Here is a 21,312-nt window from a genome sequence, read left to right as displayed (position 1 = left end):
AATTGCCCTTTTTTACCCACATATATGAGTCTAGTAAAACTATCCATAAAAGGAATATCATACAGTCAAACTCAAAATGGTGCTTATGCCCTTATTTTGAATGAAGTCGATGGCGAAAGAAAACTTCCCATTGTTATTGGTGCTTTTGAAGCCCAATCGATTGCTATTGCCTTAGAAAAGGAAATAAAACCTCCTCGCCCGTTAACGCACGATTTATTCAAAAACTTCGCAGAAAGATTTGATATTGTAGTCAAACAAGTCATCATTCACAAACTTGTTGATGGTGTTTTTTATTCGAGTTTAATTTGCGAAAGAGACAAAATCGAAGAAATCATTGATGCCAGAACATCTGATGCGATTGCTTTGGCATTGCGCTTTAACGCTCCAATTTTCACTTACAAAAACATACTGGATAAAGCCGGAATTTATTTAAAATCAAATTCTGCAGACACCGATCAGGGTGCTCAGGAAATAGACGATGTATTGTCAAATCCGGAGACTTTTGGGCGCGAAGAAGAAAGCAATCAATCCGGTGACGTTTATGCCAAACATAGCTTACAAGAACTAAATGATCTTCTGGATCAGGCAGTTTCTCAGGAAGATTATGAAAAAGCAGCTAAAATCAGAGACGAGATTTCGAAAAGATAAACATTCTGTTTAATCGTTAAACCGTTTATTTGTGAAATCGATTAAACGATGAAACAGTCAAACGAATAAACCAACTATGAAACAATACTTAGATTTAGTACAACATGTTTTAGAAAACGGTTGTCAAAAAGGAGACCGTACAGGGACAGGAACAAAAAGTGTTTTTGGCTATCAGATGCGTTTTGATTTAAGTGAAGGTTTCCCAATGGTTACGACCAAAAAGTTACACTTAAAATCGATCATATACGAATTGCTTTGGTTTTTAAAAGGCGATACCAACATTGCTTATCTTCAGGAAAACGGAGTTAAAATTTGGGATGCCTGGGCAGATTCAAATGGTGATTTAGGACCTGTTTACGGGCATCAGTGGCGCAATTGGAACAGTGAAGAAATCGATCAGATTTCTGAATTAATCACCGAATTAAAAACAAATCCAAATAGCCGAAGAATGTTGGTTTCTGCATGGAATCCTTCGGTGTTACCTGATACAAAAAAATCATTTGAGGAGAATGTAGCAAACAACAAAGCCGCTTTGCCGCCTTGTCATGCCTTTTTCCAGTTTTATGTAACAAGTCCTGATGAGACTAAAGGAGAAACAAAAGGAAAATTATCCTGTCAGCTCTACCAACGAAGTGCCGATATCTTTTTAGGAGTACCTTTTAATATCGCTTCTTATGCGCTCTTAACGATGATGATCGCACAAGTTTGCGATTTGGAACAGGGAGAGTTCATTCACACTTTTGGAGATGCACACATCTACAACAATCATTTTGAGCAACTGGAATTGCAATTAACACGCGAACCAAAACCATTACCAAAAATGATTTTAAATCCGGAGATTAAAAACATTTTTGATTTTGATTACAAAGATTTCACCTTATTAGATTACGAACCACACGCCGGCATAAAAGGCAGTGTTGCTGTATAAATACAAAATCCGCTTTTTAGCGGATTTTTTTATACTACCAGTACACTATTTTCGCTTCCTGCGAAATCATTCCATTGATACGAGTCTGCTTCGGGATCATTAACATAACTTCCGTCAATTACATATTTAAACTCGTAGATCGCATCTTTAACCAAGTCGTAAGTAGCTTTAAAAGTTCCGTTTTTCAACTTACTCAAAGTACCTTCCTGGGCATTCCAATTGTTAAAATCTCCAACCACAGCTACCGCACTAGCCTCTTTAGCATCAATTGAAAATGTAACTTTACATACCGGTTTTGTTTTTACAAACTGTTTCTTCAAAGCCATAACTATTTAATTTTTAGATTAGTACACCTAAATTACACAAATTCAACTGAACATTCAACATCGGGAAAACCGATTTATGATAATATCAAAAAGGGATTCTATTTTTTTCTCTATTCCTAATTAATTCCATCTTTAATTTTGGATTTCAGATAATTAACTCTTTTAAAAATAAATAATCTATGTTCAAAATATTGTGATTTCAAAATAAATTCTAACTTTATAATCTCATTATTTTTTAAATCTTATGGAAAAAGAAGTGCACGAACAATACGAGTATGCCAGAAGAAGAATCAGACAGAAAAAAGTATTATATTTTCATTTCGTCCTTTTTCTTATAGGCAGTTTGTTTTTATTTATTGCCAATAGGTTTTTTGGATTTGGCGCTACCACTACCAATCAAAACTGGTGCGTTTGGGCGATCACAATATGGTTATTTATATTTATACTCCATTTTATAAAAGTCTACATAACAGACCGATTCATGAATAAAAACTGGGAAAGAGAACAAATTGACAGACTTGTTGCTTTACAGCAAAAAAGAATCAGTCAATTAGAATCAAAAATAAACGAGGATACCGAAAATAAAATTTAGTTCAGAATACCATGATTATAATGATAGCGGCAGTTGCCGAAAACAATGCTCTTGGAAAAAACAATGAATTGGTTTGGCACTTACCAAATGATTTCAAAAGATTTAAAGCTCTTACAACGAACCACCATATCATAATGGGAAGGAAAACTTTTGAAAGTTTTCCAAAACCTTTACCAAACCGGACTCATGTGGTGATAACGCGTCAGGAAAACTATCAGCCCGAGGGTTGTATTGTAGTAAAAAGCATAAGTGAAGCAATCGCAAAATGCCCAAAAAATGAGGATTCTTTTATTATTGGAGGAGGAGAAATCTATACCTTGGCGATGCCTTTTGCTGATGTTTTAGAAATAACAAGGGTACATCACAGCTTTGAAGCGGATGCTTTTTTCCCTGACATCAACAAAGACGAATGGCTGCTAGTAGAATCTGAAACTAATATAAAAGACGAAAAACATCTTTACGACTATACGTACGAAACTTTCGTTAAAGCATAAAATTAAAAAACATCCTCAAAACGAGGATGTTTTTAATGAAAAATGATCTCCAACTTAGGACTATTCAAGAGTAGAATTTGATAAAAATAACAATCATCTGACATAAATGATTGTTATAAAATTGGATTCGATTTTTTTGAGACACTACTCAAAAAAAGCCTTTAACACCAAATACCACGAAGGCATTAAAGGCAAAGAAAATTAAAATTTCCAAAAACAAATTTAATCCTAAGAACGTATTGCGCTTTAAAAAGAGTATCACTACAAGAGCCATACTTTAAAAAACTACTGCAAGAACAAATAAATAACAAGCACGGGGAAATTCATTTGATTTAAGTCACTAAGTTATCAATAATCATTACAAATTCAGATTAACAACAGGACAAAATTGGCCATAAATTCTTACCCTCACAATACCCACTTACCGTGATTTTTACAAAATACCCTTTTATGGTTAGGGTAAAAAAACATTACGGATCAAGTTCAGAAGCTGTTGGGAAGTAGAAATTACAACGCTTTTTTCATAAAAAGAAACTATCTTTAAAACTTTTCTGCCAATTCTTTCCTATGCATAAAACACTTCACTTTCGCCTCTTCAAATAAAGATGAATTCCACAAGAAGCTAAAAGTAAATCTAAAATGAACTTACATCACTTATATGGTTTAAATACACCCTCAGTTAACCCCTATTTTGGAACCTAATCCGCCAATACTTCACTAAATTTCTCCTTTTCTGAAACATTTGATTTACAAATTAAAAAACTGAATTACAGTTAAAGAAGATTTGTATTATATTTGCGTAAATAAAAAAAATGTCTGAAAAAATAACTCCGTATAAAAACTCTACATTAGGCAAAAAAGAACAAGTTGCTCAAATGTTTGATACGATCTCTGGGAACTATGATAATTTAAACCGCGTAATTTCATTTGGAATTGATATTAAGTGGAGAAAGAAGGTATTAAAAATAGTTTCTGATACTAAACCAAAAATCATCCTTGATATTGCCACCGGAACAGGTGATTTAGCTATTTTAATGGCACAAACGAATGCAGAGAAAATCATTGGTTTAGATATTTCAGCAGGAATGCTTGAAGTTGGGAAAAGAAAAGTAGAGGAAAAAAAATTAACAAATGTTATTGAGTTAGTTCTAGGAGATTCTGAAAACATCCCTTTTGAAGACAATCATTTTGATGCCATCACTGTTGGTTTTGGTGTACGAAACTTCGAAAATCTCGAAAAAGGTTTTGCTGAAATTCTAAGGGTTCTAAAGCCAAATGGTGTATTTGTAATTTTAGAAACTTCTGTACCGGACAAAACACCTTGCAAACAAGGATATCGTTTTTACACGAAAAATATACTTCCACTAATCGGGAAATTATTCTCAAAAGACAATTCCGCTTACGGTTATTTATCTGAATCTGCCGCTGCTTTTCCTTATGGTGAGGCGCTGAACAATATTTTACGAAAAATTGGGTTTATAGATGTAGTGGCTATGCCTCAAACTTTTGGAGTTGCAACCATTTACTCTGCTTCTAAGAAATAGTATGAAAAAAACAGTAATCTTAATTTTATTAGCCTTATCGACAAAGGGATATTCACAATTTGCTAAAAACATGTTTAGCAAAGACCCTATTACTAACCTCGAAAACTGGCAAAAACAACGAGTCTATTTTGGTTATTACCTTGGCTTTAATAGTTTCGACTTTAAGTTTGATTACAAAAATCCTGTACAACAGGATATTCAGGTAAAAAAAACAACCGGTTTTAATGTTGGAGTTGTTGCCGATTTAAGATTGCAGGAATACATCAACCTGCGCTTTGAGCCGGGCTTGTATTATACCAAGCGTGACTTGTATTACCCACTTCCCGATAAAAAAGATTATTTGAGAGAGGTAAACAGCACCTATATTCATTTTCCTCTATTGTTAAAATTCTCTGCTTTGCGAACCGGAAATATCCGTCCGTATTTGGTTGGAGGAATGTCAACAACATTGAATCTGTCCAGTAATGCAAAATCGGAAGATGATAATCACGAGCAAAAATTCAGAGTTAAACAATGGACTGCTGCTTATGAGCTTGGTTTTGGAATTGATCTTTTTACCGAATATTTTATTTTCTCTCCTTCTATTAGGGGTATGTTTGGAATTTCGGATGAATTGATTCGAGACAATCCGGGCACACCAAGTCCTTGGACAGACAATATTGATTCTATGAAATCGAGAGCGATTTTAGTAAATTTCACTTTTCATTAAAACAAAACACTAACTATTTCGTTTAAACTCACTGAGAATAATTGCTGTTGCGGTAGCTACATTTAAACTTTCGGTTTTTTGCAGCTCTCCAAATCTTGGAATTGTGAGTCGGCTTGTAACCCTTTTTTCAATCTCTTCAGAAATACCGTTGGCTTCATTACCCATAATAATGATCCCGTCCTGCGGTAAATTAGATTGATAAATGTTCTCTCCGTTCATAAATGTTCCAAAAACAGGCAATTTTGTTTGTGAAAGAAACGTGTCTAAATCGACATAATTTACATTTACCCTGGTGATAGACCCCATTGTGGCCTGTACAACTTTTGGATTGTAAATATCAACGGTTTCTTTTGAGCAAATAAGCTGCTTAATTCCAAACCAATCACACAAACGTAAAATGGTTCCCAAATTTCCCGGATCACGGATATCATCTAACGCCAGGATTAAACCGGTATCGTTAATTTTGTTTTCTGATGGCATTTTGAAAACTGCCAGACAGGTATTTGGAGTTGACAACGCACTTATTTTCTTAAGTTCCTGCTCATTGATAAGCGTGCGCTTTGACGAATGAACGGTTTCAAAATCATTTTGCGTGGTATACAAATGTTCTAATTCAAAGTTAGATTGCAAGAGTTCCTGAATCACTTTCACTCCTTCGGCGAAAAATAACTGATTTGCAAAACGTTGCTTTTTTTGATGTAAACCTGATATAAGCTTTATTTGGTTTTTACTAACCATAAAATAATGTACTTTTGAATTAAATATTAAATAACACTTGAAAAAGAATTCCACAAAAATACTAGCATTTATTCTAATAGCAATACTTATTTGCGCTTGTAATGCTGTAAAAAGAGTTCCCGATGGGAAAAGTCTTCTTATTAAAAACAATATTCTTGTTAATGGAAAGTCTACAAATGATGAAACAGCATCTAATCAGATGTATCAAAAACCAAACGGAACTTTATTAGGATACAAATTGCGTTTGAATTTATACAACTTAGCCAATTTAAATCCGGATTCTACTTATCAGGCAAAATTCAAAAATAATCCGGGCTTGTACGAGCGCCAGTCGAAACTATTATCTGCAAAACAAGTAGACCGACTTGGGCAGTCTTTTTTATATAAAGGTATTCATGAATTTTTAAAAAATACCGGAGAAGCTCCTGTAATTATTGACACTTCAAAAACAAAAAAAACCTTATTACGTTTGAAATTTTACTATTTCAACAATGGTTATTTTAATGTAAAAACAGCCTATAACATTGACAGTATCGGGCGCAAAAAAGCCAAAATCAATTATAATATTACTACAGGTCCAGCTTATCTTTTAGATTCTGTCAGAACCTCTATTTTAACTCCTGCATTAGATTCCTTATACAAAACGAACAAAGAAACCTCCTTAATAAAATCCGGAAATCAATTTAAAACTTCCGATTTTGAGGAAGAGAAAAATCGTATTACGACCTACTTCAGAAATCATGGTGCTTATTACTTTCAACCTACTTATGTGTCGTATGACATTGATACAATCGGCAAAAAGAACAAGGCTGATGTCAATTTAATTATCAGCAACAATACCATTCAGGAAAAAGATTCCAGTCGTACAGAGCCTTTCAAACTATACAAAATTAGCGATGTAAATATCTATACGGATTATTCGGCTGCCAATTCAAAAGGTCAAATTAAAGACAGTACCACCTACAACAACTTTAATTTATACAGTTACAAAAAATTAAAATACAAACCACGCGCTATTACAGACGCCATTTTTATCACAAAAGGAAGTGTTTTTTCTGATACCCGAACAACACTTTCGTCCCGATACCTGAACAATCTAAAGATTTTTAATTATCCGTCTATACAATACGAAGTCGACAAACGCGACTCAACTGCGCAATCTCTTATTGCTAATGTTTTTTTAACACCAAGAAAAAAATACAGTTTCGGTGCTACGCTCGATCTTACGCATTCCAATATTCAGGATTTTGGAATTGGTGCCAGTATCTCTCAAACGATTCGAAATGTATTTAACAGAGCCGAAACCTTAGAAATTTCTGCACGTGTAAACATAGGTTCGTCAAAAGACATGGCCAATCCGAATAACAATTTCTTTAATGTTTCGGAATATGGTCTTGATATGAAATTAAATTTCCCGAGAATCTTATTGCCATTCGGAACAGAAAAAATCATTCCTAAAAGAATGATTCCATCTACCAGTATCTCAAGTGGTTTCTCAAAACAAAGGAATATTGGTCTGGACAAAGAGAATTTTACGGGAGGACTTGCTTACAACTGGTCGCCTAAGCGATTCAATACAGCGAAATTCGAATTACTTAACGCACAATTTGTACGGAACTTAAATCCTGACAATTATTTTAATGTCTATACTTCTTCTTATAATGAGTTGAACGATATTGCCAACGTCTACAATACAGATCCCACGAATTTAGATGAAAATGGGGATCTGATCATCACAAAAGGAACAACCAATTTCACCAATCAGGTTCTCAACGGACAAACTAGTCTGACCCCGTCAAATCCTGATTACAAGGAAGTGGAAAGTATCGAAGAACGAAGAGTCCGTCTCACAGAAAATGATTTTATTCTGGCCACTAGCTATACTTTTACCAAAACAACCAAAAAAGATTTAGCGGACAATACATTTTATCAGTTTAAAACAAAAATAGAAACTGCAGGAACTCTGTTATCTGCTATTTCAAATATTGCAAGCTTACCTAAAAACACCAGCGGTAATTACGAAATATTCAACTTAGAATATTCCGAATACATAAAAACCGAATTTGACTATATCAAACACTGGGATTTTGGAAAAGAAAAAGTTTTGGCAGTACGAAGCTTTTTTGGAATCGCAATTCCGTTTGGCAATTCCGATTACATTCCTTTCTCGCGAAGTTATTATTCGGGAGGTTCAAATGATAATCGTGCCTGGCAACCTTACTCTTTGGGTCCGGGAAGCACAAATGCATCTAACGACTTTAACGAGGCCAATATGAAAATTGCGCTTAGTGGTGAATTTAGATTTAAAATCTTCGGAGATTTAAAAGGAGCGATCTTTGCAGACGCCGGAAATATCTGGAATGTGCTCGATAATGTCACCGATGAGAAAGCAAAATTTGACAACTTAAACGATTTAGCTGAAATTGCTTTGGGAACAGGATTTGGTTTTCGTTACGATTTAAGCTTTTTTGTTATTCGTTTAGATACGGGCTTCAAGACTTATAATCCGGCACATGAGAAGGGAGACCGCTGGTTTAAAGAATATAATTTTGGTCACATGGTTGTAAATTTTGGAATAAATTATCCTTTCTAATGCTAATTAATTCTTATTTTTGCAACCTAAAAACTAAAAACAACTATAAAAAAAATTAACAATGGCACACAACATTAAACCAGGAGTAGCTACGGGAGATCAGGTACAAGAGATTTTTAAATATGCAAAAGAAAAAGGATTTGCACTTCCGGCAGTAAACGTGACGGGGTCAAGTACTATTAATGGAGTTCTTGAGACTGCAGCAAAACTAAATGCGCCAGTTATCATTCAATTTTCAAACGGTGGAGCACAATTTAATGCTGGTAAAGGATTATCTAATGCTAACGAAAAATCAGCTATCGCTGGTGGAATCGCCGGAGCAAAACATATTCACGCTTTAGCGGAAGCTTATGGTGCAACTGTAATTTTACATACAGACCACTGCGCAAAAAAATTATTGCCTTGGATCGACGGTTTATTAGATGCTTCTGAAGAACATTTTGCAGCAACTGGAAAACCATTGTTCAGTTCTCATATGATCGATTTGTCTGAAGAGCCAATCGAAGAAAACATTGAGATCTGTAAAGAATACTTAGCAAGAATGAGCAAAATGGGTATGACATTAGAAATCGAGCTTGGTATTACAGGTGGCGAAGAAGATGGTGTTGACAACTCTGATGTAGACAGTTCAAAATTATATACACAACCGGAAGAAGTAGCTTTTGCTTACGAAGAATTATCTAAAGTAAGTCCTAAATTTACAATTGCAGCTGCTTTTGGTAACGTTCACGGTGTTTACAAACCAGGAAACGTAAAATTGACTCCAAAAATCTTAAAAAATTCTCAGGATTTCGTTCAAAACAAATTCAACACTGGTCACAATCCGGTAGATTTCGTTTTCCACGGAGGTTCAGGTTCTACACTTGAAGAAATCAGAGAAGCTATTGGATACGGAGTAATCAAAATGAACATCGATACAGATTTACAATTTGCTTATACAGAAGGAATCCGTGATTATATGGTTAAAAACATTGACTATTTAAAAACACAAATCGGTAACCCTGATGGTGCTGATGTTCCGAATAAAAAATACTATGACCCAAGAAAATGGGTACGTGAAAGCGAAGTGACATTCAACACAAGACTTGAACAAGCTTTTGCAGACTTGAATAACGTGAATACATTATAATAAAAAAGTTCCAAGTTTCAGGTTTCAAGTTTCACAACTTTGAACTTTAAACCTGAAACAACAAAAAACAACAGATATGGCTTGGTTTAAAAGACAGGAAAAAGGGATTACAACCGCTACAGAAGACAAGATGGACGTTCCGAAAGGATTGTGGTACAAATCTCCTACCGGAAAAATTATTGATGCTGACGAATTAGCAAGAAACTTATTTGTTAGCCCTGAAGATGATTTCCACGTTAGAATTGGAAGCGCAACCTACTTTGAGATTTTATTCGACAACAATGAATTTGTTGAATTAGACAAAAACATGACTTCTAAAGATCCTTTGCATTTTGTGGATACAAAAAAATATGCAGACCGATTAAAAGATGTAATGGAGAAAACTCACCTTAAAGACGCAGTGCGTACCGGAGTGGGAAAATCTAAAGGAAAAGACCTTGTAATCTGCTGTATGGATTTTGCCTTTATTGGTGGATCTATGGGAGCTGTTGTAGGAGAAAAAATTGCAAGAGGAATTAATCACGCAATCCAAAACAAATTACCTTTCGTGATGATTTCAAAATCAGGAGGTGCCCGCATGATGGAAGCAGCTTACTCGTTAATGCAATTAGCCAAAACATCTGTAAAATTAGCGCAGCTTGCTGAAGCTGGATTACCGTACATTTCTTTATGTACAGACCCAACTACAGGAGGAACTACTGCTTCTTATGCCATGTTAGGAGATATCAATATTTCTGAGCCTGGTGCTTTGATTGGTTTTGCAGGTCCTCGTGTGGTACGTGATACTACCGGAAAAGATTTACCGGAAGGTTTTCAAACTGCCGAATTTCTTTTAGAGCACGGTTTCCTTGACTTTATCACGCCTAGAAAAGAGTTAAAAGACAAGATCAATTTGTATATCGATTTGATTCAAAATAATGAAATTAGATAGTTTTAAACTTCTAAAATTAAAATCCCAAGATTTGCTTCTTGGGATTTTTTTATATCTAAATATTTGATTAACCTGAAGAGGAAGAAGGCTGTTTTTATTTGGCTAAAGCCCTGCCTTTCCATCAATTTATACCTCCAGCTAAAGCTGGAGGCAATTCAAAAACAAAACCTAAACATAAAGCTTTGCGAACTTAGCGCTCAAGACAAAAAAAACCTTGCGTACTTTGCGGTTAAAAAACTTAACCACAAAGTACGCAAGGGTCTATGCAAAGATCTCAAGGATTTAAAAAACTTAGAATCTTAGTTCCTCAGAACCTTAGCAACTACTTCAAAGAAGCCATATCAATCACAAAACGATATTTCACATCGCTTTTGTTCATTCGATCGTAAGCCTCGTTAATATAATCCATATCAATTATTTCTACATCTGATGTGATGTTGTGTTCTGCACAATAATCCAGCATTTCCTGAGTCTCTTTTATCCCTCCAATTAAACTTCCTATAATGCTTCTTCTTTTCATGATTAAAGTAAAAACAGGGATTTCTGCAGGTGCCGGAGGAGCTCCTACCACAATCATAGTTCCATTCGTTTTTAACAAATTCAAATAAGCATTATGATCGTGTTTCGCTGAAACGGTATTCAGAATAAAATCGAAACTGTTGGCTAACGAATCCATTGTTTCAGGATTTGAAGTTAAAGCAAAATGATGTGCTCCCAACTTTTTGGCATCGGCTTCTTTAGAGGGAGAATGACTCAACATGGTCACTTCGGCACCAAAAGAAACGGCAAATTTTACCGCCATATGTCCTAAACCGCCTAAACCCAAAACACCAACTTTATGTCCTTTACCTACTTTTAAATAACGCAACGGCGAATAAGTCGTGATTCCTGCGCACAACAAAGGCGCTACTCCTTTTAAATCTAATTTTTCGGAAACATGAAGGGTATAATTTTCATCGACAATAATACTGCTTGAATAGCCGCCACGAGTCGGAATATCTGTTCCTCTTTCTACGCTGTTGTAAGTTCCAGTCATTCCTTCATCACAAAACTGCTCCTCACCTGACTGACAACTTGGACAGGTTCTGCAGGAATCTACAAAACACCCGATCCCGGCCAGTTCTCCAACTTTAAATTTAGAAACTTCACTTCCAACAGCCACAATTCGGCCTACAATTTCGTGACCCGGAACCAATGGGTAATTTATAGGTCCCCAATCTCCTTTTACAGTATGAATATCGGAATGGCAAACACCACTATACAAGATTTCTATCTGAACCTGATGAACACCAACTTCTTTTCTTTCAAACGTATAGGGTTTTAACGGATTTACAGCATCATATGCCGCGTAAGCTTTTACTGGTATCATTTTATTAAATTTTAATTTAGCTATTAAATTTACAATAAAATTCTACACCAAAATAAATCCTGAAGTTGTAAAATCATGAAATTTCAACATCCAAATTACATTCCCGCTCTGATAGCTTCTACCGGATCTAATTTTGATGCAGAGATCGCAGGCAAGATTCCCGAAATTAATCCGACAATGATCGACAATCCGGATCCAATTATAATATTACTAAAACTTAAGACAAATTCAAAATCCAGTAAACTAGTTAGTAAAATAGACAAAAGCCAAACAATCATAATTCCAATTATTCCGCCTATTAAACAAAGGATAATTGCTTCAAACAAAAACTGAAACAGAATAAATTTGTTTTTAGCACCTAATGATTTCTGAATCCCGATTAAATTAGTTCGTTCTTTCACAGAAACAAACATAATATTAGCAACTCCAAATCCTCCCACCAGAAAAGAAAAGAAACTTATACAAATTCCACCTACACGTAAAGTTCCTAAAATACCATCGATAAGATCGGTAAAACCGGAAAGTACATTGACGAAAAAATTATCAATTTCTCCAGCTTTCATTCCGCGAATCCCTCTTATTTTCTGGGCTACTTCTGCTTTATAGGCGTCCATATCAACTCCTTTTACAGGTTTCAAAACGATTACAGGTGTCATAGAATCACTATCGCCATACATTCGTCGTAAAAAATTTGCCGGCAAATAAACAGAAGTATCATTGCTGTCTCCAAAAAAACCGGCTCCTTGTTTTGCTATAACACCAATGACGGTAAAACGCTGTCCGTACAAACGGATATTTTTTCCAATTGGGTCACTTGTTCCAAAAAGGCCGTCGGCAATCTCATATCCCAAAACAATTACCGGAGTCCCCGAATTCGATTCCGATTCATTATAAAATCTTCCTTTATCAAAACTCAATCCGTCAATATCGACCATTTCAAATGAGGAAGGAACAATATTTACATCGGCAACGGTTTTAGAATCATATTTCAGCGTTTCATGTTTTACAAAAAGCTGATAACCGACCTGATCGGTATTGGTAAGAGAATTTTTCAAAGCAACATACTCATCGTATTTCACATTCGGAAATTGTTCTCTTTTCCATTGTGGAATTTCAGATGGCCCAAAACAATATTTCATCAGATAAATGGTGTTTTTATCTAAACTGCTCAAATCCTTAGAAATTTTACGATCTAACGAATCCACAGCGGCAAGTACGGTAATAATCGAAAAGATACCAATGGTAACCCCAAGCAATGACAACAGCGTACGTAATTTATTATTCCGCAAAGCATTTATGGCAAAGCTTAAACTTTCTTTTAACAACCGTAGATAAACCAGCATATGTAAGTATTTTTCTGTAAAGTAAAATTCAAAAAATTAAAATCAAAAACCTAATAAAAGTTAACTTACTCATCAGTAGATTTATTTAGCATAATGTTACATTAATTTTCTTTAAAATAATATATAAAAAAACTACTTTTGCAGTCTGAAAATCATAACTACACAATGAGCACAACTAAAACAATACAATCGGCATTAATTTCTGTTTTTTCTAAAGACGGACTGGAACCAATCGTTAGAAAATTACACGAACAAAACGTAACTCTTTATTCAACCGGAGGAACTGAAGATTTTATTAAAAATTTAGGTATTCCTGTAGTTCCTGTTGAAGACATTACTTCTTTCCCTGAGATCCTTGGCGGAAGAGTAAAAACATTACACCCGAAAATTTTTGGAGGGATCCTGAACCGTCAGGATAATGAAAGTGATGTTAAACAAATGAAAGAATTTGACATTCCACAGATTGATTTAGTTATCGTTGATTTATACCCGTTTGAAAAAACAGTTGCATCCGGAGCTAGCGAACAAGATATTATTGAAAAAATTGATATTGGCGGAATTTCATTAATTCGTGCCGGAGCAAAAAATTTCAAAGACACTGTAATTGTAGCTTCTGTTAACGAATATAGTTTGCTTTTGGATTTGATCACAGAACAAAACGGAGCAACAACTCTTGAGAACAGAAAATTGTTTGCTACAAAAGCATTTCACGTTTCGTCGCATTATGATGGTGCTATCTTCAATTATTTCAATACAGATGAAACCATCTATAAAGAAAGTATTGATAACGGTCAGATTTTACGTTATGGCGAAAATCCACACCAAAAAGGATTCTTTTTCGGAGATTTTGACGCAATGTTCAAAAAAGTTCACGGAAAAGAGTTATCTTACAACAACTTACTTGATGTAGATGCTGCAGTAAACTTAATTAATGAGTTTAAAACTGACGGACCAACATTTGCTATTTTAAAACATAATAATGCTTGTGGTTTAGCTTCAAGAAAAACAATCAATGAAGCTTATTTAGCTGCTTTGGCTTGCGATCCGACATCTGCTTTTGGTGGTGTTTTGATTGCTAATACTAAAATTGATTTGGCTACAGCACAGGAAATCAACAAATTATTCTGTGAGGTTGTAATTGCTCCAAGTTATGATGCTGAAGCTATTACTGTTTTACAAGAAAAGAAAAACAGAATCATATTGGTTCAAAATGAAGTTGAATTACCTTCAAGACAAGTGAGAACATGTCTTAATGGTTTGTTAATTCAGGACAGAAACAATATTACAGATACTAAAGAGCACTTAAAAACCGTTACTACTACAGAGCCGACTGCTCAGGAAATAGAAGACTTAATATTTGCTTCAAAAATTTGTAAAAACACAAAATCAAATACGATTGTTTTTGCGAAAAACGGAACATTAATTTCGTCAGGAACTGGTCAGACTTCAAGAGTTGATGCTTTAATGCAGGCTATTGATAAGGCTAAAGCTTTCGGATTTGATCTAACAGGAGCTTCAATGGCGAGCGACGCATTTTTCCCATTTCCGGATTGTGTAGAATTAGCCAAAAAAGCAGGAATAACAGCTGTAATTCAGCCAGGAGGATCAATAAAAGACGAATTAAGCATAAATTATTGCAACGAAAACAATCTTGCAATGGTATTTACAGGAACACGTCATTTTAAACATTAATTTGTTTAACTTTGTTCGATAATTAATTATAACATTTTAAACCCCTAAAAAACTTATGGGATTTTTTGATTTCATGACCGAGGATATCGCGATAGACCTTGGTACCGCAAACACTTTAATCATACATAATGATAAAGTTGTTATTGATAGTCCGTCAATCGTTGCACGTGATCGAATATCAGGCAAAATCATTGCTGTTGGTAAGGAAGCCAACATGATGCAAGGTAAAACACATGAAAACATCAAGACCATAAGGCCCTTGAAAGATGGTGTAATTGCAGATTTTGATGCCTCAGAAAAAATGATCAATATGTTCATTAAAAGTATTCCGGCATTGAAAAAAAGAATGTTTACTCCAGCTTTAAGAATGGTAGTATGTATTCCGTCTGGAATTACGGAGGTTGAAATGCGTGCCGTAAAAGAATCTTGTGAAAGAGTAAACGGTAAAGAAGTTTATTTGATACACGAACCAATGGCTGCGGCAATTGGTATTGGTATTGATATCATGCAACCTAAAGGAAACATGATCGTTGATATCGGTGGTGGAACAACTGAAATTGCTGTTATTGCATTAGGCGGAATTGTATGTGACAAATCTGTAAAAATTGCAGGTGACGTATTCACAAATGATATTGTTTATTACATGCGTACCCAACACAACCTTTTTGTTGGAGAGAGTACTGCAGAAAAAATAAAAATACAAATCGGAGCTGCGATCGAAGATCTTGAAAGCCCTCCTGAAGATATGTCTGTTCAAGGTAGAGATTTACTTACCGGAAAACCAAAACAGGTAGATGTTTCGTACCGTGAAATTGCTAAAGCATTAGATAAATCAATCCAACGTATTGAAGATGCTGTAATGGAAACTTTATCGCAAACTCCTCCTGAATTAGCAGCAGACATCTACAATACCGGTATTTATTTAGCAGGTGGTGGATCTATGTTGAGAGGTCTTGACAAACGTATTTCTCAAAAAACAGATTTACCGGTTTATATTGCTGAAGATCCATTAAGAGCTGTTGTTCGTGGAACAGGAATGGCACTTAAAAACATTACTAAGTTCAAAAGTATCTTAATCAAATAAGATTCAAAAAATAACAATCAATATCTTTTTATCAGAGTCAGATTGAATCATCTGACTTTGGTAAAACTTGAACCCAAAAGCATATCCTGAAACAAAATAACCGAACAAGAAATGCAGCAAATTTTTAATTTCATTATAAGAAACAGTAATCGATTGCTGTTTTTGCTGCTTTTAGGCATTTCGTTGGCCCTCACAATTCAATCTCATTCCTACCACCGAAGCAGAGTAATCAGTTCCGCCAATTTTTTAAGCGGAGGTGTTTATGAACGCATTAATCGTATCAACGAATATTTGAATTTAAAAACCGAAAACGACGAACTTGTACTTGAAAACGCAAGATTAAAAAGTCTTTTATTCAACAAAGAAGACACAACCAAAATACCTTTAAAAGATACCATTAAAGGGGTAAAACCTGCTGATATCATTGTTTCAAAAGTAATTCACAATTCCTACAGCACACACGAAAACTATATCACCCTGAACTCCGGAGCAACCGACGGTGTTAAACAAGACATGGGAGTTATCAATAGTTTAGGAATTATCGGTGTTGTAGACAATACCTCTAACAGATATTCTACTGTGGTAAGTATTTTGAATATGAAATCACAGATCAATGCGAAAATTAAAAAATCAAATCACTTTGGTTCTTTAACCTGGGATGGAAAAAGTACCGGTTTTGTTCAACTGGAAGATGTTCCAAGACTGGCCTCAATCAGAAAAGGAGATACCATTGTTACCGGTGGACAATCTGTGATTTTCCCGGAAGGAATCAATATTGGTACGGTAGACAAAATTTACGTGAAAAACAAAACCAGTTTTTATGTGATCAACGTAAAACTGTTTAATGATATGACCAATCTTGGACATGTTTACATCATTAAAAGCAAAGACAGAGAAGAACTTATTAATTTAGAAAAAAAGGGGAAAGATGAATAGCGCATTGTTACTCAATATTTTTCGATTTATTGTATTACTGGCCATTCAGGTTGTTATTTTCAACAATATGAATTTCCTGGGATACATAAGTCCTTTTCCGTATATTTTATACATAATTCTCTATCCCGTAAACAGCAACAAATCAGGCTTAATTATCTCAAGTTTTTTACTTGGACTAGCCATGGATATGTTTTGTAATTCGGGAGGAATCCATGCGACTGCTTCTGTTATATTGGCTTATTACAGGCCTTATATCTTCAAATTTTCATTTGGATTGAGTTATGAATATCAAACGATAAAACTAAACGAGTCTTTAACTCCTGAGCGATTCTCTTTTATTTTATTATCGGTTGTATTACATCATATCATACTATTTACACTTGAAGCTTTTCAATTTAAATTCATCTGGGATATTTTGCTTCGAACTTTGTTCAGCTCGATATTTACCATTATCATTTCAGTCATAATAATATATCTTATTAAGCCCAATAAAAGATGAGAAAAGTTCTGCTGCCCTCTTTAATTATTATTGCAGCATCTTTGCTAGTGATCAGGATATTTTATTTGCAAATTATAGATGATTCTTTCAAATTAAAATCAGAAAATAATGCGATAAAAAAAGTGTATGATTATCCTGAAAGAGGATACATATACGATCGATATGGCAAATTAATGGTTGCCAACCAGGCTTCTTATGACATCATGGTTATTCCACGCGAAATCAAAGAAAACATTAACATTAATGAACTTTGTACGCTGTTGAATATCACAAAAGAAGATTACGAAAAAAAAATCGCAAAAGCCAAGGTATACAGTCCAAGATTACCTTCTGTATTTTTACCTCAATTAAACAAATCCGAATTTGCTGCTTTTCAGGAGAAAATCAGAAAATTTGAAGGTTTCTATTTCCAAAAAAGATCCCTTAGAGATTACGAAGTAGATTACGGAGCTAATATCTTTGGATTCATCACACAGGTGAATGAAAGATTAATTGCCAAAAACCCGTATTACAACAGTGGTGATTTGATCGGTAAACAAGGGGTCGAAGAAAGCTACGAGGAAATTTTACGCGGAATAAAAGGGGTAAAATACATTCAAAAAGACAAATATAACAGAGAAATCGGCTCTTATAAAGAAGGGAAATACGATACTATTGCAGTAGCCGGAGAAGACATTAATTTAACCATTGATGCCGAACTTCAGAAATACGGCGAAGAATTAATGATCAATAAAAGAGGAGGAATTGTTGCGATTGAACCTAAAACCGGTGAAATTCTTGCATTAGTTACTGCTCCTTCTTATGATCCCGGTATTTTAGTTGGAAGACAACGATCTAAAAACTATACGCTTTTGTATCATGACTCGATCGCCAAACCATTGTACGACAGAGGTCTTTTAGCAGAATACCCTCCCGGTTCGCCTTTTAAAATCTTAACCGGATTGGTCGCTTTACAGGAAGGTGTTATCAATGAGCAAACTACTTTTATGTGCCATCACGGTTTTAGTTATGGTAGAGGTCGTTTTATGAAATGTCACGGTTTTGGTCCACATCAATTGCACAACGGAATTTACAATTCGTGTAATACGTATTTCGCTCAGTCGTACATGTTAACGATTAACAAATACAAAAATCCGGGACAAGCGGTTGATATCTGGAGTAATCACGTAAAAAGTTTTGGATTAGGTCAGTTTATGGGTTACGATCTACCTACGGGTAAGAGAGGGAACATTCCAACTTCTAAAACCTACAAAAAAATATATCCAAACGGTGGCTGGAGAAGCACAACAATTGTATCAAACTCTATTGGCCAGGGAGAGGTTTTAATGACGCCAATTCAGCTGGCCAATATGATGGCGACAGTTGCTAACCAGGGTTATTATTACACGCCTCATATCATTAAAAAAATTGAAGGAAAAAAAATAGACGCTAAATTCACCACCAGACACGAGACTACGATAGACAAAAAATATTTTCCTCCCGTAATCAGTGGTTTGTTTGATGTGTACAATAAAGGAACTGCTTATTCTTTAAGAGTAGAAGGAATTGATATTTGCGGAAAAACAGGTACAGCAGAAAACTTTGCCAAAATCAACGGAAAAAGAACGCAGCTTAAAGATCACTCTATATTTGTTGCATTTGCCCCTAAGGACAATCCGAAGATTGCAATTGCTATTATGATTGAAAATGGAGGTTTTGGAGCAACAGTAGCAGGTCCTATTGCCAGTTTGATGATAGAAAAATACTTACGCAGAAAAATCACTTCAAGAAATGATTTAGAAGTTCGTGTTTTAAACAAAAGTTTGGTAGCGGAATATGCAAAATTAGGCGGAATGAAAGAAGCAAGCGCAATAGAATCCACACCTAAAGACTCCATCTTAAAAGCGAAGATTATTGTTCCAAAAACAGTAACCCCAAAAACAGAGATCAAAAAAACCACAGTAGACACAACAAAAGAGAATTAATAAAGATTATTTCAAATGAGAAATCAAAGTGTAAAAAATAATATTGACTGGATAAGTGTGGTCATCTATGCTATATTGGTAGTTTTAGGATGGCTGAACATTTATTCTTCTTCATTATTATCTACTGATGGCACTTATGAAAAGCAATTAATATTTATTGCCTGTACGATCCCTTTAATATTTGTTGTTCTTTTTGTAGATGGTAAATTCTACGAAAAGTATGCTACTATTATTTTTGGCGTTTCTTTATTATCATTAGCCGGATTATTTCTTTTTGGAAAAACGATCGCCGGTCAGAGGTGTTGGTATGCCATTGGAAGTTTTACCATACAGCCTTCTGAGTTTGCAAAAGCAGCAACATCCTTAGCTTTAGCGAAATATCTAAGCGACAGTCAAATCAATTTAAAAGAAACGAACAGACAGATTCAGGCTTTAGCCATTGTTTTTCTGCCGGTTCTTCTGATCTTGCCGCAACCTGACCCGGGAAGCGCCTTGATATACAGTATTTTTATTGTAGTTTTATTTAGAGAAGGTCTACCTGCATGGTATGTTTGGACAGGCTTTTTAGCTATACTATTATTTGTACTTACACTTGTTCTGGAACCTTACGTGGTGATATTAATTTCACTAGGTGTTTTGACCATCATCCATTTCAAAGGTCGGGTTGTAGATCGAAACCTTCTTTTAAGCGGAATCTTACTCGCTATTGTTTCCTGTTTTGTTTTATCTGTTGATTATGTTTTCGACAATGTCTTCAAGCAGCACCACAGGGATCGTTTTAATATTCTTTTAGGAAAAACGGTAGACATGAAAGGTATCGGATACAACACCAATCAATCTGAAATTGCTATCGGATCCGGTGGTTGGATTGGAAAAGGTTTTCTGGAAGGAACTCAAACCAAAGGAGGTTTTGTACCCGAACAACATACGGATTACATTTTTACAACTGTTGGTGAAGAATGGGGATTTCTAGGTTCAATGGTCGTTATTGCTCTTTTTGTTGGATTATTTCTAAGAGTCATTTACTTAGCCGAAAGACAAAAAACAAAATTCAGCCGCGTATATGGATATTGCGTTGCCGGAATTTTATTCACACACTTTTTCGTAAACATTGCCATGGTTGCCGGGATTTTCCCGACAATCGGGGTTCCTCTGCCCTTCTTTTCTTATGGAGGCTCCGGACTCTGGGGATTCACTATTTTGTTGTTTATCTTCTTAAAAATGGATGCCAATAAGGTTAATGAATGGTAGTGGGGTTAAATTCCAAATTTTTGAAATTCCAAATTCCAATTTTATGCGTTTAGGGTAAGCTTATTGCAAAGAGCTCTTAACACTCACACTAGCGTTGTGATCTTTGCGTACTCTCTTTGTGTCCTTGCCTATACTTTGCGATTAAAATAAAGAAAAGGTTCGCAAATATTTTCTTTTGCACGCAGATTTAGCAGATTAGGCCGATCTTATTTACCTCTTAAAAAAATCTGTGCAATCTGCTAAATCTGCGTGAAAAACTTTCTCAAAGCATTAAATTTTCAGTATAGCTCGTGTGTGTGCAAAACTCCACAAAAATAAGAATCTAAATTATATACAGTAAGAGCATATTTTCTTTACTAAAAAATGGTACAGTCAACAATAGCTTATACTACAAACTTAAAATTCATTACACCCTTGACTAGTCCTAAATAATCGATACAGATTATTAGATAAAAATATTTTAATTAAACACCTGCAAAAACGTTTTTGCAGGTGTTTTTTGTTTTATAAGTTCTCATTTCAACTTTACTTTGTTCGTGCAT

The 21,312-nt window shown here is 34.9% G+C and carries 19 protein-coding genes; 15 read left to right on the top strand and 4 right to left on the bottom strand.

Annotation, left to right across the window (positions count from 1 at the left end; translation table 11 throughout):
- Nucleotides 1–24: 24 nt before the first annotated feature.
- Nucleotides 25–648, top strand: coding sequence for a bifunctional nuclease family protein (locus ACHRV3_RS06525; protein WP_047772813.1), 624 nt, complete (start codon nt 25–27; stop codon nt 646–648).
- A 76-nt stretch (nt 649–724) separates the two neighbouring features.
- Nucleotides 725–1,576, top strand: a complete 852-nt coding sequence (locus tag ACHRV3_RS06520) for a thymidylate synthase (protein ID WP_047772811.1) — start codon at nt 725–727, stop codon at nt 1,574–1,576.
- Nucleotides 1,577–1,605: 29 nt separating this feature from the next.
- Here the strand turns inward: ACHRV3_RS06520 and ACHRV3_RS06515 are convergent, their stop codons facing one another.
- A complete protein-coding gene (locus ACHRV3_RS06515) occupies nt 1,606–1,902 on the bottom strand; it encodes an isoamylase early set domain-containing protein (RefSeq protein ID WP_230004414.1) in 297 nt (98 codons plus the stop codon).
- A gap of 244 nt (nt 1,903–2,146) precedes the next feature.
- Between ACHRV3_RS06515 and ACHRV3_RS06510 the strand changes: the two genes are divergently transcribed.
- The 4 genes from ACHRV3_RS06510 (at nt 2,147) to ACHRV3_RS06495 (ending at nt 5,241) form a co-directional block, all read left to right on the top strand.
- The gene (locus ACHRV3_RS06510) at nt 2,147–2,494 is read left to right on the top strand and encodes a 2TM domain-containing protein (protein ID WP_395433703.1); all 348 of its coding nucleotides are present in this window, start codon (nt 2,147–2,149) and stop codon (nt 2,492–2,494) included.
- Between the two features lie 11 nt (nt 2,495–2,505).
- Nucleotides 2,506–2,988, top strand: a complete 483-nt coding sequence (locus ACHRV3_RS06505; RefSeq protein ID WP_230004412.1) for a dihydrofolate reductase — start codon at nt 2,506–2,508, stop codon at nt 2,986–2,988.
- 812 nt (nt 2,989–3,800) lie between these two features.
- A complete protein-coding gene (ubiE, locus tag ACHRV3_RS06500) occupies nt 3,801–4,532 on the top strand; it encodes a bifunctional demethylmenaquinone methyltransferase/2-methoxy-6-polyprenyl-1,4-benzoquinol methylase UbiE (protein ID WP_395426564.1) in 732 nt (243 codons plus the stop codon).
- A 1-nt stretch (nt 4,533) separates the two neighbouring features.
- Nucleotides 4,534–5,241 carry a porin family protein gene (locus ACHRV3_RS06495; RefSeq protein WP_047772800.1) on the top strand — a complete coding sequence of 236 codons (708 nt, stop codon included), beginning with the start codon at nt 4,534–4,536 and terminating at the stop codon, nt 5,239–5,241.
- Nucleotides 5,242–5,250: 9 nt separating this feature from the next.
- Here the strand turns inward: ACHRV3_RS06495 and ACHRV3_RS06490 are convergent, their stop codons facing one another.
- Nucleotides 5,251–5,979 (bottom strand): RNA methyltransferase, encoded by a 729-nt coding sequence (locus ACHRV3_RS06490; protein ID WP_047772798.1) that lies wholly within the window; start codon nt 5,977–5,979, stop codon nt 5,251–5,253.
- 37 nt (nt 5,980–6,016) lie between these two features.
- Here ACHRV3_RS06490 and ACHRV3_RS06485 point away from each other — a divergent pair, with 37 nt between their 5' ends.
- The 3 genes from ACHRV3_RS06485 (at nt 6,017) to accD (ending at nt 10,632) form a co-directional block, all read left to right on the top strand.
- Nucleotides 6,017–8,572 (top strand): BamA/TamA family outer membrane protein, encoded by a 2,556-nt coding sequence (locus ACHRV3_RS06485; protein WP_395433702.1) that lies wholly within the window; start codon nt 6,017–6,019, stop codon nt 8,570–8,572.
- Between the two features lie 61 nt (nt 8,573–8,633).
- Nucleotides 8,634–9,701, top strand: a complete 1,068-nt coding sequence (fbaA, locus tag ACHRV3_RS06480; protein ID WP_047772794.1) for a class II fructose-bisphosphate aldolase — start codon at nt 8,634–8,636, stop codon at nt 9,699–9,701.
- Between the two features lie 76 nt (nt 9,702–9,777).
- Nucleotides 9,778–10,632: an acetyl-CoA carboxylase, carboxyltransferase subunit beta gene (accD, locus tag ACHRV3_RS06475; RefSeq protein ID WP_047772793.1), complete on the top strand. Its 855-nt coding sequence runs from the start codon at nt 9,778–9,780 to the stop codon at nt 10,630–10,632.
- A 322-nt stretch (nt 10,633–10,954) separates the two neighbouring features.
- Here the strand turns inward: accD and ACHRV3_RS06470 are convergent, their stop codons facing one another.
- Together ACHRV3_RS06470 and ACHRV3_RS06465 are read right to left on the bottom strand one after the other, a co-directional pair.
- Nucleotides 10,955–12,001: an NAD(P)-dependent alcohol dehydrogenase gene (locus ACHRV3_RS06470; RefSeq protein WP_395433701.1), complete on the bottom strand. Its 1,047-nt coding sequence runs from the start codon at nt 11,999–12,001 to the stop codon at nt 10,955–10,957.
- 95 nt (nt 12,002–12,096) lie between these two features.
- Nucleotides 12,097–13,344 (bottom strand): ABC transporter permease, encoded by a 1,248-nt coding sequence (locus ACHRV3_RS06465; protein WP_047772788.1) that lies wholly within the window; start codon nt 13,342–13,344, stop codon nt 12,097–12,099.
- A gap of 165 nt (nt 13,345–13,509) precedes the next feature.
- On the opposite strand from ACHRV3_RS06465, the gene purH reads away from it, so the two are divergent.
- From purH to rodA, 6 genes are all read left to right on the top strand, one after another.
- Entirely contained in the window at nt 13,510–15,036 is a 1,527-nt protein-coding gene (gene purH, locus ACHRV3_RS06460; protein WP_230004411.1) for a bifunctional phosphoribosylaminoimidazolecarboxamide formyltransferase/IMP cyclohydrolase, read from the top strand.
- Nucleotides 15,037–15,091: 55 nt separating this feature from the next.
- Nucleotides 15,092–16,120 carry a rod shape-determining protein gene (locus tag ACHRV3_RS06455; protein WP_047772784.1) on the top strand — a complete coding sequence of 343 codons (1,029 nt, stop codon included), beginning with the start codon at nt 15,092–15,094 and terminating at the stop codon, nt 16,118–16,120.
- 111 nt (nt 16,121–16,231) lie between these two features.
- On the top strand, nt 16,232–17,056 hold the full coding sequence (gene mreC, locus ACHRV3_RS06450; RefSeq protein ID WP_395426559.1) for a rod shape-determining protein MreC: 825 nt from the start codon (nt 16,232–16,234) through the stop codon (nt 17,054–17,056).
- Entirely contained in the window at nt 17,049–17,555 is a 507-nt protein-coding gene (locus tag ACHRV3_RS06445) for a rod shape-determining protein MreD (protein WP_395433700.1), read from the top strand. The genes mreC and ACHRV3_RS06445 overlap by 8 nt, the downstream gene beginning before the upstream one ends.
- Entirely contained in the window at nt 17,552–19,519 is a 1,968-nt protein-coding gene (gene mrdA, locus ACHRV3_RS06440) for a penicillin-binding protein 2 (RefSeq protein ID WP_230004410.1), read from the top strand. Before ACHRV3_RS06445 ends, mrdA begins: the two co-directional genes overlap by 4 nt.
- A 15-nt stretch (nt 19,520–19,534) precedes the next feature.
- Entirely contained in the window at nt 19,535–20,770 is a 1,236-nt protein-coding gene (gene rodA, locus ACHRV3_RS06435; protein ID WP_047772775.1) for a rod shape-determining protein RodA, read from the top strand.
- The last annotated feature ends 542 nt before the right edge of the window (nt 20,771–21,312 follow it).

The sequence above is a fragment of the Flavobacterium sp. FlaQc-49 genome (genome assembly GCF_044005985.1).
Lineage (GTDB): Bacteria > Bacteroidota > Bacteroidia > Flavobacteriales > Flavobacteriaceae > Flavobacterium > Flavobacterium cupriresistens.
This window is presented reverse-complemented; position numbering and strand designations above follow the sequence as displayed.